A 15,452-nucleotide genomic window follows, 5' to 3' on the forward strand; every position below is an offset into this window, starting at 1 on the left:
GAGCCGAGGCCGCCCGCCGCGCAGGCGCCCCCGGAGGGCCGCCGGAGGCATCGCGTCCCGCCCTTTGGGCGCGAACGCGAAGCCACACCAACAGCAACCCGCCGACTCCACAGCCCCCACCCCCACACCAACCGCAGCGAACCGACCCCCGAAAGACCGCCGAGGCGCTGCAGTACAGCTAGGAACCCTTCGGCCAGTTCCGCAACGCGACATCGAGCGCGTCGACGGCCGCCGCCCACGACGCCTGCGCCTCGCGCGGATGGTGCGCGTAGGATCCTCCGGCTTCCAGCGTGACGAATCCGAGCACCATGGCCCCGATCAGGCGGACCGCATCCGTCTCGGCCGGCTCGCCGAGGGCGTACCCCCGGAGCAGCGCGCGGGTGAGGTCCGAGTGGCGGCGGGCAGCCGCGGCCGCGTCGGATTCCGGGGGCAGGGTCGTCATCCGCGCGGCGGCGAAGCGACCCGGGTGCTCGGCGGCGTAGTCCCGGTACGCGGACGCGAAAGCGCTGAGAGCGTCGTGGCCGGAGCGGCCGGCGACGGCGTCCGCGATGCGGTCGGCCAGGTCGCTCAGGGCCGCGCCCGCCACCCGGACGCGGAGGGCGTGGGCGTTCTCGACGTGCGAGTACAGGCTCGGCTCCTTCACTCCGCACCGGCGGGCGACGGCGCCCAGGGTCAGGCGGTCGAAGCCGATCTCGTCGGCGAGGTCGGCGGCCGTGGTGGTGAGGACCTCGGCGGACAGGCCGGCGCGTGCCATCGCTTCCTAATCTCCTTCATGATTTGCCTAAGTCACTTAGGCAAGCTTAGCGTACGAGGCATGGACCCGATCACCGAGCGCGAGATCCGCGCCAGTTTCGTCAACTGCTCCAAGGGCGAGGCCTCGCGGCTCGGGCTGCCCGCCGACTTCGCCGACCTGCCCTGGGCCGACCTGGACTTCCTCGGCTGGCGCGATCCCGGCGCCCCCGAGCGCGCCTACCTGGTCGCCGAGCGGGACACCCGCCTGGTCGGCATCTCGTTGCGGGCCTCCGGCGGCAGCGCCCGCGGCTTCGCCTCGCGCAGCATGTGCTCGATCTGCTTGACCACCCGCACCGGTGGCGGCGTCGCGCTGATGACCGCGCGCCGTACCGGGGAGTCCGGGCGCCAGGGCAACTCGATCGGGCAGTATCTGTGCACCGATCTGGCCTGCTCGCTGTTCGTGCGCGGGATCAAGACCTCGGCGGTGGGCGGGGACCTGGACGAGTCGATCGACCGATCGAGCCGCATCCTGCGCGCGGTCGCGAACCTGCAGGGCTTCCTGGACCGCGTGCTCACCCCCTGACCCCAGACACTCCGCCCCCTCTGGCCCTCCGACCTACGACCCTCCGACCCCTCCCGTCCCTCTGACCCCCCGACCCTCCGACCCCCCGACCCTCCGACCCCCCGATCCCCTGGCCCCCTGACCCGCCCTTCTATCGCCCAACCCCCTAAGAGCTCTGATATCCGCCGTGCAAGAGCCGCGCAATCCGAGCGCAATCGCCGCCGGTTACCCTCGGGGAGGCCTCTCCGCCGCCCGCCACCCCCCACAGGCGGATGCGTGACGCGAAGCCGGGACCGGCCGCTGGACTTCCCCCCACTGGCGCCGGTCCCATCATCTTTCCGGGTCCGGCTCAGCCGAGGGCCGCGATGAGCCGTCGGCTCACGGTCAGCGCCCGGGCCAGCCCCTGCTCCGAGGTCGTGCCGGCGTTCTGGTGCAGCACCACCCCGAGCACCAGCCGGTCCCGGCCGCCGATGGTGCGGTGCGCCGCCCACATCAGCGCGCCTCCGGCCGGGGTGCTGGATCCGGTCTTGCCGCCGACCACGCCGTCCGTGCCGAGCAGCGAGTCGGTGTTCGGCAGCAGCGTCGGGTCGTCCGGGACCCGGGTTTCGTGCTGGGCGGTCAGGTTCAGCAGGGTGCTGTCGGTGAGGGCTGATTCGGCAAGTTTCAGCTGGTCCGCCGCGGTGCTGCGGGTCGCCGCGTCGAACCCGGCGGCGTCGGTGTAGACCGTGTCGGTCATCCCCAGGCCGGCCGCGGCGGCGTTCATCTCGGCCACGAACGCCGGCTCACTGCCCGCGTCCCAGCGGGCCAGCAGGCGCGCCACGTTGTTCGCGGAGGGGACCATCATCAGCTCCAGCAGCGTGCGCTCGCTGATGCGCTGTCCGGAGCGTACCGGCGCGGAGCTCTCGTCGCGGGAGAAGGCCTCGAACCCCGCCTGGTCGTCGACGGTGATGTCCGGACCCGGGTCCGTGCCCGTCAGCGGATGATCGCGCAGGACCACATAGGCGGTCATCACCTTGGCGACACTGGCTATCGGCACCGCCGTCTGCTTCCCGCAGGTGCCGAGGTCGCCTACGCCGTCGGCCCACAGTGCCGTCTCGCCGTCGGTGGGCCACGGCAGAGCGCTCGCGAAGGTGCGGAAGTCCGGCGGGACCCGGGCCAGATCCGGCTTGGGCGGCCCGCCGGAGCCGTTCACGGCCAACACCGCGATCGTCGCCGCCCCGCCGAGTACCAGGACACCGCCCCCGGCCGCGGCGATCCGGCGCCGCCCGCGGCGGCGGGGTTTCGCGGGTTCCGCCGCCTCAGGGGTCTCCGACGCCGACTGTTCTTCCAGTTCGCGGTTGGGCACGTGTCGACGCTAGCGGACTCTCTCGAACAAAACGTGCAGGGGATCCGCGGAACGGTCGCCGTGGACCTCCGCGGAACGGTCACCGCGGACCTCCGCGGATCCCCATCGCTCAAGACAGCTTGCTGATGGTCACCGGCTGGCCGGCGTCGCCGAAGTCCTGACCCGCGAGCCGCCAGGTCCCGCCGACGTTCTCCAGCACCAGGCCGCTGTTCCGGTTGACCAGCTTGTACGAGGTCACACCGGTCAGCGACGTGTTCGTGGCGGCGGCGATGTCGGCCGCCGAGCTGGACGGCGACAGCGTCTGGGGCGTGTCCCTGCCGACCGGCTGCAGGTACCACTGGTCGCTGCCCGACGGCGAGCCCTGGCCGCCGTCGCCGGACGAGCTGAAGTCGGCCTGCTGCGCTCCGGTCGCCACGGACGCGCCGAGAGCGCGCTGCGCGGCCGGTGTCGAGCCCGGAACCTGGAGGAACTTGCCGGTGCCGACGTTCTGGAGGCGGTAGAAGCCGCTGGAGTAGGTGGCGTTGAAGGCGTCGGCGACCGGTACGAGCTTCCACGCGCCGGCCGACGTGCCGGTCCCGTCGGCGAGCGCGGTGCCGCCGATGCTCAGGCCGTAGGTCGAGGTGCTGCTCAGCGCGGCGCCGCTGCCGTCGGCCGGCGTCCTGCCGGTCAGGAAGTGGGTCTGGCCGGCGGAGTGCGGTGTCGCCGAGATGTCCCACATCCCACCGGTCAGCGACGAGACGGTGCGGTAGGAGCGGCTGCTGACGTTCTGGTTGGTCAGGCTGCCGTAGTCCAGGCTGGTCAGGTAGGCGTTGGACGCGCCCGACGGCGCCGCGCCCACGACGTTCCAGGTGTTGGCGGCACCCAAGTCAGTGGACTGGTACACGTACTTGTCGTAGCCGACCGACAGGTACGAGTTGCTGGAGTACACGTTCAGCGTGATCGCAGACTCGTTGACCGGCGGCGAGACGTAGAGCCGGTGCGTGGTGACGTCCTCCAGGACGTTGTTCGAGACGGTCTGCGTGGTGGCCAGGCCGTTCGGATCGGTGACCGTGATGACCACCTTCGAACTGGAGGTGGCCACCGTGACCGAGCTGTTCAACGCCGGGTCCTGATACGCCACCGAGGCCACGGTCGCGCCCGTGGAGTCCGTGATGGCGCCGGTGGAGGTGTTGGCGGTGTAGGAGGCGCCGGAGGCGTCGGAGAACGTGAAGGTGTTGCTGGACGGCCACACGGTCCGGAAGTCGACCGTCTTGCCGTCCGCGCCCTTGCCGGTGAAGTCGACGCGGTCGGCGGACGGGGTGTAGGACGCCACGAGGCCGAGCGGGTTCTCGACCGTCCCGTCGGTTCCGGCGATGCCGGGCTGCGTCCAGGTGCCGTCGCTGAACTTGTTCCACGTGCCCGGCGCCATCTTCCCGCTGATCGGGGCGCGGGCCAGGGTGTTCCAGGCGGCGACGGTCGTCAGGCCGGGCTTGGTCTTCACCTGGGTGTTGTAGACCAGGTAGAAGTAGCCGGTCGCGTGGTCGATGAACAGGCGCGTGCCGGCCACCCCGTAGTTCCAGGTCTTCGCGCCGGGGGCGGCGGTGGCGTCGAAGGCGTCGTCGTCGGTGAACGGCGAGGTCACGATCTCACCGCCGAAGGCCCAGGTCTGGCCCTGGTCGGTGGAGGAGGCGGTGAGGATCCGGTTGCCGTGCACGCCGGACTGGATCCGCTGCGCGACGGTGGGGTTGTCGGTGGCCCAGGGCGCGAAGTCGTACTCGTCGTTGACGACGCCGTACCAGGTGCCGGTGGCCGGATCGACCCAGACGCCGACGATGTCGCAGTGGTCGTCCTCGAAGGGCGAGGGCGCCGGATGCGCGGCGTCCTTGTCGGTCTGGTAGCAGAGCGAGCCGGGACGGTCGTAGTACGTGTCGGCCGAGACCTCGGTCGTGCCGCTGCCCATCTGGGCGTTCAGCGCGCCGAGGTCGGAGTTGGTGAACGTGTTCGTGTACGAGCCGGTGTCGGTGGTGGCGTAGGTCGCATACGAGTTCAGCCAGTGGAACTGCCCGTCGGCGCCGACGAACGCGGAACCGGCGATGTCGCCTCGCAGAGTCGAGTTGAGCGAGCGCGTGGTGTCGAGGGTGTAGGTGGGGAACGTCGGGGTGGAGGCCGCGGCGCCGCCGGCGACGGCGACGCCGAGTGCGGCGGCGAGCAGTGCCGCGGCGAGGGGACGGGACCGTGGTTGGAGCTTCATGACGGGGCTTCCTCCTGGTCACTGGACGGTAAGCGCTTACTTAACCCTCCGCTGGGAACGCTTTTCACCAAGATGGGATGTGGGTAAGCGCTTGCTCGGCAGGAGTTTGGTGAGCGTTTCCCCTGCTGTCAAGAGTCGAAGAGGCCGGCCAGGTCGACGACGGTCTGGGCGACCCGTACACGGGTACCGGTCACGGTCACCGGCGGCAGAGTGAGTGCGGTGGCGCGGTCCAGGGTGTGAAAGGCGAGGTGGAGCGTCGTGCCCACGCTGTGATCCGTGCGGCCGTGGAGCAGAGGAGTGGCCGCGTGGGGGCCGAAGGCGTTGGCAGCGGTGTGGCGAACGATGGCGCCGGATGTGTAGCCGTGCACGGGGGTGAGCGAAGAGCGGAGGCCGGCGATGGTGCGAGCCCACGGGACGGGTTCGGATTCCGCGTGCGGGGGTTCGGAATCGGCGACCATGTGACCGCCTTCGCGGACCGACCAGCCGGCCGGGGCGGTGACCAGATGGCATCGCAGTTCCCAGCGGTCGTCGATCATCGAGACGGTGACCACGCGTGCTCCGGGCAGCGGCGTGCCGGTCGCGCCGAGGCGGGGCCGGTGCCAGGAGGCGAGGAAGCCGTCACCCGAGGCCGTGCCCAGGATCGGGCCGCGCTGGGTGGCACGGCCCCATGCGTCGAGCAGGGCGACATGGCTGTCGGGGCCGTCGTTCCAGGCGCGGTCGGACCATGCGTCGCCGGTGCCGGGAGCGGTGTGGGTGGAGTAGGCGAACTTGGCGTAGTGCGGGTCGCCGACGTCGTGCGGGGAGAGCGAGTGGTCGCTGCCGTGGTTGACGACGCGCACGATGCCGTCGGCGCGTTGGATGCCCCAGCCGAGCGAACGGAGGATCACCGGAGTGGACCCGGACGCCTGCGAACTCGGTTCGGTCCGCTCGGGCCCTTCGGCCCACAGGGGATCCGTGGCGGGCGCCACGAGCCCGAGGAACCCCATCCCCGCGAAGTACGGCGACCCCGGACCGCTGTAGACCTGGACCGAGGGCAAGAACTCCGCCGCGCTCCAGCCGAGGGAGGGCGGCTCGGAGCCGTCGACTCCCAGCCGGTCGAAGTATCGCAACGTGCTGCCGCCGATGGACCGGGCGACTCCCCGGTCGAGGCCTTCCAACGCGGCCGCCCACAGTCCGCCGAGCACCGCGTGGCGATAGGTGAGTGAACGTCCCAGATGCAGCGGCGCGCCGTCCGGGGCGAAGAGCAGCGCGTTCGTCGCCGCGAAGGCGGCCAGCCGCTCACGGAACCGCTCGACCCGCCACCCTTCCTCCACCGCGCCGCGCAGCCGGTACCACTGCCACAGGAACGGCTGGATCACCCAGGCGTTGTAGTGGTCGATGTTGCGGCCCGTGCCCTCGGGCGGCGGCGGACCGTCGTTGTACCAGCCGTCGCCGAGGTACCAGGACTCGACACGTTCGACGTTCTCGGCTCCATGTCCGCCGGGCATATCCACGCCGACCGAGTTCAGGAACGCCTCCGGGATCGCGGTGAACAGCAGCCAGTTGCTGTCCCACACCGTCAGCGACGCGTGGTGCCGCAGCCAGTCGGCCAGCCGCTCGCGGGTCCGCTCGTCCAGCCGGTCCCAGACCTGCTGCCGGCACAGTGCCAAGCCGAACGCCAGGTTGGCCGCCTCGACCGCCGGCTGGGTGATGCCCGCGTCGGGCCAGTCCGTCCGGGACACCGCACGCGGCCACACGTCCATCGCCGCCGCGAGGCCGTCGGCGTAGAACTCCGCGTGTCCGTGGGGATCGCCGTCATCGGCTCCGGCGAGGCGCGCCGCGGCGATCAGGAAACTGCGGCAGAAGCCCTCCATGCCGTCGCTCAGCGGGCCGCTCTGCGAAACCCGCCCCGGTGGCAGGATGAGCGCACCGTCACGGTGCGCGTGGTTCCGTGCCGTCAGCAGCCAGCGGTCCGCCGCCGCCTGCCATTCCGGACGGCCGGGGACCGGCGAATCAGGGTACGACTGAGCCACGGAGCGGCCCCTTCCACGTTCGAGAAGTCTTCGCGAAGTCTCGGCGAGCGGGACGCGCTCAGCCGACCGGTGCCGAGGGCGCCCCGGTCGAGTCCCGGATCACCAGGTGCGTCCCCAGATGCCGGGTGTCCTTCGACCCCTCGGCCTCGCCGCGCAGCACCGCCGCCAGGCGCACCGCCTCGCGGCCCATCTGCTCCAGCGGCAGGTGCACCGTGGTCAGCGCGGGCAGCACCTCGCTCGCCAGCGGGATGTCGTCGTAGCCGACGACCGACAGGTCGCGCGGCACCTGGAGGCCCGCCTCGCGGGCCGCCTGCAGGACGCCGACCGCGACGTTGTCGTTGCCGCCGAACACCGCCGTGAAGCCGCCGGCTTCGCCGCTCTCCAGCAGCTGGGCCGTGCGTTCGTAGCCGAAGCGGCGGCTGAAGGCGCCGCGCTGGATCAGGCGTTCGTCGACCGGGAGGCCGCGGGCGGCGTGCGCCTTGCGGAAGCCCTCCAGGCGGAGGTGGTGCGTGGAGAGCTCCTCCGGGCCGCCGAGGTACAGGATCCGGCGGTGGCCCAGGCCCAGCAGGTACTCGGTGACGGCGAACGCGCCGCCGGCGTTGTCGTAGTCGATCACGCCGGTGGGGACGCCCGCGGCCAGCGGGGGACGGCCGCACAGGATGAGCCAGGAGCCGGCCCGGTTCAGGGCCTTCGCGCGCTCGGCCAGGCGGCGGCTGTAGACGGGGTCGTAGGCGCCGCCCCCGACCACCACGACCGCCTCGGCGCGCTGCTCGTTGAGGACGTCGATCAGGTCCAGCTCGCCGCCGAGCACGCCGTAGGTGCTGCAGACCAGGCACAGCTTGCCGTCCTCGGCGGCCTGGCGGGTGACGCCGTGCGCGATGTGCGCGAAGAACGGGTCGACGACGTCGGCGACGATGATGCCGACGGTGCGGGTGAAGGAGCCGGCCAGGGCCCGGGCGTGCGCGTTGACCACGTAGCCCAGGGAGCGCACCGCCCGCTCCACCTTGCGGCGGGTCTCGGCGGCCACCGGGTAGTTGCCGTTGAGCACCCGCGACACGGTGGCCGTGGACACCCCCGCCGCCTCGGCCACGTCCTGCACGGTCGCGCGCTGCGGACCGCCGCCGGCGGGCGCGGGCCGCCGGGAGCGGGACGGCGGGGGGCTGTCGGGCATACCGGATCGCTTTCGGCGGGGGCCGGCCGTCATGCCAGACGGTCCAGCTGGTCGGGGAACACCTCGTAGCGTAGCGGCAAGCCGGAGGCGAACCGCTCCACTTCACCGACCGCGAGCAGCCCGAGTCGCCGCACCTCACGGCCCAGGGAGCCGGCGATGTGCGGGGTCACGAAGACGTTCGGCAGGTCGAAGAGCTCTGATTCCGGCGGCAGCGGCTCCGGGTCGGTGACGTCCAGCACCGCGTCGATCCGGCCCGAGGCCAGCTCCCGGGCCAGGGCCGGGCCGTCGACGATGGGACCGCGGGCGGTGTTCACCAGCACCGTGCCGTCGCGGAGCAGCGCCAGCCGCCGGGCGTCGATCATGCCGCGGCTCTCCGGGGTGAGCGGGGCGTGCACGGTCACCACGTCGCAGGCGGCGAGCAGCCCGTCCAGGTCGGCGGCGCGCACCCGCGGGTCGTCGTCCAGGCCGCCGAGGCCGTACGGGTCGTAGACCAGCACGTCGGCGTCCAGCACCTGGCGCAGCAGCCGCACCACCTTGCGGCCGATCCGGGAGGCGCCGATCACGCCGACGGTCAGCGGCCAGGTGCCGATCCAGCCCAGGCCGTCCAGGTCGCGGTGGGTGCCGTCGGCGGCGCGGACGCCGCTCCGGTAGCGGGCCGCGGCCGGGAACGCGCGCTTGGCGCCCAGGATGACCGCGGCCAGCGTGTACTCCGCGACCGGGACCGCGTTGGCCTCGGCCGCCGAGCACACCCGCACGCCGCGCTCGAAGATCTCCGGCACCACCAGCGGCTTGATGGTGCCGGCGGCGTGCACCAGCAGCCGGAGTTTGGGCGCGGCGTCCAGGAAGCCCAGGTCGATGCGCGGCGATCCCCAGCTGGTGAGCAGGATGTCGGCCTCGGCCAGGGCGCGGGCGGTGCGCGGGGCGAGCTGGTCCGGCCGGCCGGCGACCGGCGTGTCCGGGTCGACCAGGGTCGCGGCCGAGAGCCGGTGCAGGGCTTCCGGGCCGAACAGGTCCGGGACCTCGTCCGGGCGCAGGGCGAGCACGGCTCGCGGCCTGGCCGGTGCGGGGGTGGGGTCGATGGCGCTCAGGGGATCTCTCCTCCCAGCAACGAATGTGACTGAGGCGGGATAGTACACGCTTACCGTTGGGATGCGATCCTCTTTTCGCCCGGCGATGGTGCCCCCCGATCTGAAGCAAGCCCTCTGATCTCGAATAATGAAAGATCGGCGGCGGAACTGTTGACAGTCCGCAACGGCCGCGCCAATACTGACGGTCACCTCGAACCTAGTAAGCGATTTCTGTATCGGCACCGACCTCAGGGGCCACATTGACCGACATACGCATGCCGGCCGAGACGGCGCAGGCCGTCCGATCCGGGCCGGGAACGACCGTCAGACCGCGCCGCCTGACCCTGTGGCAGCGCGTGAAACGCGACAAGGTGATGCTGGCGCTCGTGGCGCCCGGCTTCGTGTACTTCGTCGTGTTCCACTACGCGCCGATCTTCGGCTACCTCGCCGCGTTCGAGGACTACCAGCCGTACACCGGCTTCTTCCACAGCGCGTGGGTCGGCCTGCGGAACTTCACGGACCTCACCGGGGATCCGGCGTTCTGGCAGGCGCTGGGCAACACCTTCAAGATCAGCTTCATTCAGCTGCTGCTATTCTTCCCGGCGCCGATCGGGCTGGCGCTGCTGCTGAACTCGGTGCTCAGCGCGCGGCTCCGCAAGCTGGTGCAGAGCGTGGTCTACCTGCCGCACTTCATCGGCTGGGTGGTCATCGTCTCGATCTTCCAGCAGGTGCTGGGCCCGACCGGGGTGGTGCCGAACCTGCTGCACGACCTCGGCCTGCCGCGGGTCGACGCGATGAGCTCGCCGGGCTTCTTCCCGTGGCTGATCGCGCTGGAGTCGATCTGGAAGGACTGCGGCTGGGGCACGATCATCTTCCTGGCCGCGCTGCTGAACATCGACACCGCGCTGTACGAGGCGGCGGCGGTGGACGGCGCCGGCCGATGGCGGCGGTTCCGCGCCGTGACACTGCCGGGGCTGCTGCCGGTGGCGGTGCTGCTCCTGATCCTGAACCTCGGCAGCATCCTGTCGGTCGGCTTCGAGCAGATCCTGTTGCAGCGCGACACCGTCGGCCCGGCGGCCGGCGAGGTGCTCGACACCTACGTGTACTACCACGGCGTGCAGGGCGGCGGCTGGGGCCAGGCGGCCGCGGTGGGGCTGGTGAAGGCGGTGGTCGGCCTGGTGCTGGTGCTCGGGGCCAACAAGTTCGCGCATCTGCTGGGCCAGGAAGGGGTGTACCGCCGTGGCGACAGTTGAGATCGGGGCCGGTTCGGCCGGATCCGGATCCGGGACCGTGGCCGGTTCCCGGGCGGGCGGTCGTATCAGGGCCCGCCGGCCGATCTGGATGGAACGGCCTTCCCGGCTCGGCACCGGCGCCAAGGCACTGGTGATCGCGGCGGTCTTCGTGGTCGTGGTCTACCCGCTGTACGTGGTCCTGGCCACCAGCTTCTCGTCGGAGGCCGACGTGGCCAAGGCCGGCGGCCTGGTGGCGTGGCCGGCACATCCGACGCTGGACGCGTACCGGACGGTGTTCAACGGCGGCATCGTCACGCGGGCGCTGCTGGTGAGCTTCGGCGTGACCCTGGTCGGCACGCTGCTGAGCGTGGCCGCGACCGTCGGCATGGCCTACGGCCTGTCCCGCCGGGACCTGGTCGGCGGCCGGTTCATCCTGCTGATCGCCCTGTTCACGATGCTGTTCAACCCGGGGATCATCCCCAACTTCCTGACGGTCAAGCAGCTCGGCCTGCTCGGGACGTACGCCGCGCTGGTGCTGCCGAGCCTGGTGAGCGCCTTCAACCTGGTGGTGCTTCGCTCCTTCTTCATGGCGCTGCCGGGCGAGCTGTACGAGGCGGCGCGGCTGGACGGCGCGGGGGACTTCAGGATCCTGACCCGAGTGGTGCTGCCGCTGTCCAAGGGCGTGATCGCGGTGGTGTCGCTGTTCTACGCGGTCGGCTACTGGAACGCCTTCTTCAACGCGATGCTCTACCTGGACGACAACACGAAGTGGCCGCTGGCGCTGGTGCTGCGGTCGTTCGTCACCCAGGGCGACGCGATCTCCAACGGGGAGGGGATCGCCTCCACGCAGGCCATCCAGATGGCCGTGGTCGTGGTGAGTGTGGTGCCGATCGTCCTGGTCTACCCCTTCCTCCAGCGGTACTTCACCAAGGGCGTGCTCAGCGGCGCCGTCAAGGGATAAGCGAGTTTCTCCTCCGAGCAAAGGTGGTCTGCGATGTCTGGTAAGAACATTGTCAAAGCCGAACTGGGGCGACGGAGCTTCCTGTGGGGCGGCGTCGGCGTGGCGTCGCTGGCGCTGACCGGCTGCGGTTCGTCGGCCAAGAGCACGGCGGGCAAGGCGTCCTCCGCGGCCGACGTGACGCTGCCGACCTTCGTGCCGCTGGCCGGCGGCGCGGCCCCGGACCTGCCCGCGACCGCGGCCGGCGTCCCCGCCGCGTACTACACGTACCCGGCCGCGCCGGTCGCCGCCTACTCCGCGCCGCCGCTGTCCGGCGGCAAGATCTCGGCGATGACGCCGCTGTTCACCTCGCCGCCGAGCGGTCACGACGCGAACCCGGCGTGGCAGGCGGTGGAGAAGGCGCTCGGCGCGAAGGTCGACATCACGATGATCGTCGGCGACGACTACGACACCAAGCTGTCGACGACGGTGGCCGGGGACAGCCTGCCGGACATCGTCGTGATCACCGCCGACCCGGCCAACCTGCCCGGCCTGCTGGCCGCCAAGTTCGCCGACCTGACCCCGCTGCTCGGCGGGGACAAGGCGAAGCAGTACCCGCACTTGGCCGCCATCCCCACCGCGGTGTGGGAGCAGTGCACGTCGGCCGGGAAGCTGTACTTCATCCCGATCCCGCGCAACATCAGCGCCGGCAGCGGCTTCTATCGGCAGGACATGTTCGCGGCCGCCGGAGTGAACGACTGCCGGGACATCAAGAACGCGGACGACTTCCTGACGCTGCTCAAGGAGATCACGGTCCCCGGCAAGCAGTACGGGGTCGCGGGTTCCTCCGGCAACGGCGGCTTCTCCGCCATGCCGTTCCTCCACATCTTCGGTGTGCCGAACATGTGGCGGCTGGACGGCGGCGGCAACCTGACCGCCCACTACGAGACCGACGAATACAAGGCCGCGGTCGAGTTCATGGCCAAGGTCTACAAGGCCGGCTGCTACCTGCCGGGGTCGCAGGGCTGGACCAAGAACCAGATGGAGGATGCCTTCCAGTCCGGGAAAGCCGCACTCATCTACGACGGGCTGCCCGGGTTCGGCGTGGCATATCAGCAGGCGAAGAAGATCAGTCCCGCCGCCGCCCCGGCGCCGTTCGTGCCGTTCGGACACGCCGGTGGCAAGGGCGTGACGTGGAAGGACAACATCTACTTCGCGCGCGTGGCGCTGAAGAAGGCGGACCCGGCACGGCTGGCCGACGTGCTGAAGGCGTGCGACTTCTTCGCCTCGCCGTTCGGCACCAAGGAGCACATGCTGCTGAACTTCGGCGTCGAGGGCACCGACTACACGCTGGACGAGAACCACAACCCGGTGCTGACGGCGCAGGGGAAGAACGACACGCTCGTGACCTTCAAGTACCTGTCGGCGCCCACTCAGGCGCAGTTCTACCCGGGTCAGAAGGACCTGACGGACCTGATGTACAAGTCCTACACCGACGAGATCGCCTTGGCGGTGGCCGATCCCACGGCGAGTCTGTACTCGCCGACCGCCGGGAAGAAGGGGACGGCGTTGGGGAAGGCGATGAGCGACGCGGTGGCACAGATCATCACCGGACAGTCGTCGCTGAGCGCGCTGGACTCCGCGGTGAAGACGTGGCGGAGCAACGGCGGCGACCAGATCCGGAGCGAGTACCAGCAGGCGCTGCAAGGCGGCACGGCTTCCACGGCCTCGGGGACCCCGACGAAATGACGCGGACGATCGAGGTGTCCTCGGCGGCGGAGCTGTCCGCCGCCCTGGGCGCGGTCGGCGGCGACGTCGAGGTGCTGCTGGCCGACGGCGTCTACCGGCTGGCCGAGCCGCTGGTACTCAAGGGGGCGAAACGCGTCTCAGTACGTGCCGTTCCCGGGGCGCGACCGGTGGTGTCCGGCGGCTTGGTGCTCGGCGGATGGTCGGTCACGCCCGAGGGATGGTGGCGGGCCTCCGTGCCGGAGTCGGCGGGGACGCCTCGGCAGCTGTCCGTGAACGGGGCGCGGTCCGCCTGGGCGCGGGGGCCGTGGATCTCCAGCGCCGACTGCTCGGTGACGTCCGCCGGCTTGTCGGGCACCGAGGTCGCCGGCTGGTCGCGGCCCGAGGACGTCGAGGCCGTCTTCAAGGTGCGATGGCGGGACTTCCATTGCCGCGTGGCGTCGGCGTCTCCCGACCTGCTGACGTTCGTCACACCCGCCTGGACCAACTCGATCGCCGGCACCGGCCGGGTCGGTCCCCACTGGGACGACACAGCGGTGACCACCATGCGTCATCAATGGTCGATGTTCCTCAGCAATGCGCTCGAGCTCCTCCGCGAGCCGGGATCCTTCGTGTGGGACTCCCGGGCTCGCACGGTGACGTACCTGCCGCGTCCTGGTGAAGTGCTGGCCGAGGCCGAGATCGTGGTGCCGGTGTTGGAGTACCTGGTGGTCGTTGAAGGCGCCTCCCAGGTGTCCTTACGCGGAATCACCTTCCGCGACACGGCGTGGCGGCAGCCCGGCACTGATGACGGCTACGCCGGGATGCAGGCCGGACTCAGCTTGGTCGGCGCAACCGGGCCTTCGGACATGGCCGGGCGGTTCTATACGAAGCCTGCCGCCGCGGTCACCGTTCGGAACGGTCATGAGGTGGAGATCGTCGAGTGTTGTTTCACCGGTCTCGGCGGCGCCGGAGCCGTCCTCGAACGTGGAACGACCGACTCACTGATCTCCGGCTGTCGCTTCACCGACATCTCCGGGGGAGCGGTCCTCGTCGGAGACCTGGATCCCCATCCGGACGAGTCGCAGGCGGACGCCCGCAACACGGTCACCCTCAACACGATCGTCGGCGTCGGCGTCGAGTTCACCGACTCGGTCGGCATCTGGGCCGGCTACACCCGGGAGCTCACGGTCTCCCAGAACACGCTGGAGGACCTTCCGTACTCGGGGATCAGCGTGGGCTGGGGCTGGAACCAGCCGGAGGCCCAGGACCCCTGGCTCGGCGAGAACACCATCCGGGGCAACCGTCTCGTCGGCGTCATGCGCCGCGAAAGCCGCCATTTCGACGGCGGCGCCATCTATACCCAGGGCCCGCAGCCCGGCACGGTGATCGCCGCGAACTACATCAACGGAGTCCGGCACCCATCCAGCGGCACGGACGGCAACGGTGTGTACCTCGATGAACAGAGCTCTTACATCACGGTCACCGGCAACGTCGCGACCCGTCTCGGCTACAAGTGGGTCTCCAACTGGGCCGAGTACGGCGTCGAGAACCGCGCCGTCGGCAACTGGACGGACAGCACGGTCACGCCACCCCTGAGCGGTGAGGGCAGCGTCATGCGCGACAACAGCATCGGGCTGACCGAGCTGCCGCCCGAGGCGATCGCCGTGGCCGAGCGTGCCGGTGCGGGACCGTGGCCGGCGGAGGTGGATCTGTTGTAGCTGGAGCCGACTACGTGCCGACCGTGTACTCGATCACCACGGACACCAGTGCCGCCACCGCGAAGCCGATACCGAGGCGCCGTCGGCCGCCGGTGGCGAGGATGCCCGCCGCGACGAGGAAGACGGCTGATTTGAGGAGCGCTTCCGCGACTTCGGGCAGGTGCACGGTGTGTCCGCCGGCGGCCAGGAAGACCGCCCACACGACGATGCCCGCGATCGTCGCGCCGGCTGCGAGCACGGTCTTGGTGAGCGTTGTGCGTCCGGTGCGGACACCCCAATGACAGAGGGCTGCGAGCAGGCCTAGCTCGAGGGCGAACGCCAGTCCGGCGTTCGCACCTGTGACGACACTCTTCACGCCAGGAATCCGGCGAGCGTCTCGGCGGCGGTCCGCAACTCGACGGCCTTGGCGGCGTGGCCGGACCGGTCGTACGTCTCCGCGGCGCGGCGCTGCTCGTCGATCTCCGCCTGGACGATCGCCGCCACGTCCGCCTCGGTCAGCTCCCGCCGGGGCACCTCCGCGACACCGAGGCCGACCGGGCTGGCCTCGATCGCGCCCGCGCGGGCCGAACCCGCGTCCACGGCCTCGGCGTTGTCGATGGCGGCGAGCGTGGCGCGCAGCGTGGCGGCGGTGGCGCGGTCGCGGCTCTTCAGCGCGGCCGGGAGGGCGGCCCGAAGGCGGTCGCGGAGCGGTTCGGGGTGCATGGCACGACGGTAAGCG

General features: G+C 70.9%; 13 protein-coding genes. 5 read left to right on the forward strand and 8 right to left on the reverse strand.

Annotated elements, in window-relative coordinates:
* Positions 1-178: 178 nt before the first annotated feature.
* Positions 179-754 (reverse strand): TetR/AcrR family transcriptional regulator, encoded by a 576-nt coding sequence (locus ABD466_RS31955; RefSeq protein ID WP_344660943.1) that lies wholly within the window; start codon positions 752-754, stop codon positions 179-181.
* Positions 755-814: 60 nt separating this feature from the next.
* Here ABD466_RS31955 and ABD466_RS31960 point away from each other — a divergent pair, with 60 nt between their 5' ends.
* Positions 815-1,315: an FBP domain-containing protein gene (locus ABD466_RS31960; protein ID WP_344660944.1), complete on the forward strand. Its 501-nt coding sequence runs from the start codon at positions 815-817 to the stop codon at positions 1,313-1,315.
* 328 nt (positions 1,316-1,643) lie between these two features.
* On the opposite strand, the gene ABD466_RS31965 is transcribed toward ABD466_RS31960, so the two are convergent.
* The 5 genes from ABD466_RS31965 to ABD466_RS31985 form a co-directional block, all read right to left on the reverse strand.
* On the reverse strand, positions 1,644-2,639 hold the full coding sequence (locus tag ABD466_RS31965) for a D-alanyl-D-alanine carboxypeptidase family protein (RefSeq protein ID WP_344660945.1): 996 nt from the start codon (positions 2,637-2,639) through the stop codon (positions 1,644-1,646).
* Positions 2,640-2,748: 109 nt separating this feature from the next.
* Positions 2,749-4,869, reverse strand: a complete 2,121-nt coding sequence (locus ABD466_RS31970) for a hypothetical protein (RefSeq protein WP_344660946.1) — start codon at positions 4,867-4,869, stop codon at positions 2,749-2,751.
* Between the two features lie 128 nt (positions 4,870-4,997).
* Positions 4,998-6,881 (reverse strand): DUF2264 domain-containing protein, encoded by a 1,884-nt coding sequence (locus ABD466_RS31975; protein WP_344660947.1) that lies wholly within the window; start codon positions 6,879-6,881, stop codon positions 4,998-5,000.
* 58 nt (positions 6,882-6,939) lie between these two features.
* On the reverse strand, positions 6,940-8,052 hold the full coding sequence (locus ABD466_RS31980) for a LacI family DNA-binding transcriptional regulator (protein WP_344660948.1): 1,113 nt from the start codon (positions 8,050-8,052) through the stop codon (positions 6,940-6,942).
* Positions 8,053-8,081: 29 nt separating this feature from the next.
* Positions 8,082-9,095 (reverse strand): hydroxyacid dehydrogenase, encoded by a 1,014-nt coding sequence (locus tag ABD466_RS31985; RefSeq protein ID WP_344660949.1) that lies wholly within the window; start codon positions 9,093-9,095, stop codon positions 8,082-8,084.
* A 299-nt stretch (positions 9,096-9,394) separates the two neighbouring features.
* Here ABD466_RS31985 and ABD466_RS31990 point away from each other — a divergent pair, with 299 nt between their 5' ends.
* The 4 genes from ABD466_RS31990 to ABD466_RS32005 all read left to right on the forward strand — a co-directional run bounded on the left by ABD466_RS31990 (position 9,395) and on the right by ABD466_RS32005 (position 14,734).
* A complete protein-coding gene (locus tag ABD466_RS31990; protein WP_344661013.1) occupies positions 9,395-10,372 on the forward strand; it encodes an ABC transporter permease in 978 nt (325 codons plus the stop codon).
* 88 nt (positions 10,373-10,460) lie between these two features.
* Positions 10,461-11,312 carry a carbohydrate ABC transporter permease gene (locus ABD466_RS31995; protein WP_344660950.1) on the forward strand — a complete coding sequence of 284 codons (852 nt, stop codon included), beginning with the start codon at positions 10,461-10,463 and terminating at the stop codon, positions 11,310-11,312.
* A gap of 33 nt (positions 11,313-11,345) precedes the next feature.
* Positions 11,346-13,037, forward strand: coding sequence for an extracellular solute-binding protein (locus ABD466_RS32000; RefSeq protein WP_344660951.1), 1,692 nt, complete (start codon positions 11,346-11,348; stop codon positions 13,035-13,037).
* Positions 13,034-14,734: a right-handed parallel beta-helix repeat-containing protein gene (locus tag ABD466_RS32005; RefSeq protein ID WP_344660952.1), complete on the forward strand. Its 1,701-nt coding sequence runs from the start codon at positions 13,034-13,036 to the stop codon at positions 14,732-14,734. The genes ABD466_RS32000 and ABD466_RS32005 overlap by 4 nt, the downstream gene beginning before the upstream one ends.
* 10 nt (positions 14,735-14,744) lie before the next feature.
* On the opposite strand, the gene ABD466_RS32010 is transcribed toward ABD466_RS32005, so the two are convergent.
* Both ABD466_RS32010 and ABD466_RS32015 read right to left on the reverse strand, forming a co-directional pair.
* On the reverse strand, positions 14,745-15,089 hold the full coding sequence (locus ABD466_RS32010; protein WP_344660953.1) for a DUF2568 domain-containing protein: 345 nt from the start codon (positions 15,087-15,089) through the stop codon (positions 14,745-14,747).
* Positions 15,086-15,436: a hypothetical protein gene (locus tag ABD466_RS32015; RefSeq protein WP_344660954.1), complete on the reverse strand. Its 351-nt coding sequence runs from the start codon at positions 15,434-15,436 to the stop codon at positions 15,086-15,088. The genes ABD466_RS32010 and ABD466_RS32015 overlap by 4 nt, the downstream gene beginning before the upstream one ends.
* Positions 15,437-15,452: the final 16 nt, after the last annotated feature.

The sequence above is a fragment of the Catenulispora subtropica genome, from assembly GCF_039531675.1.
Lineage (GTDB): Bacteria > Actinomycetota > Actinomycetes > Streptomycetales > Catenulisporaceae > Catenulispora > Catenulispora subtropica.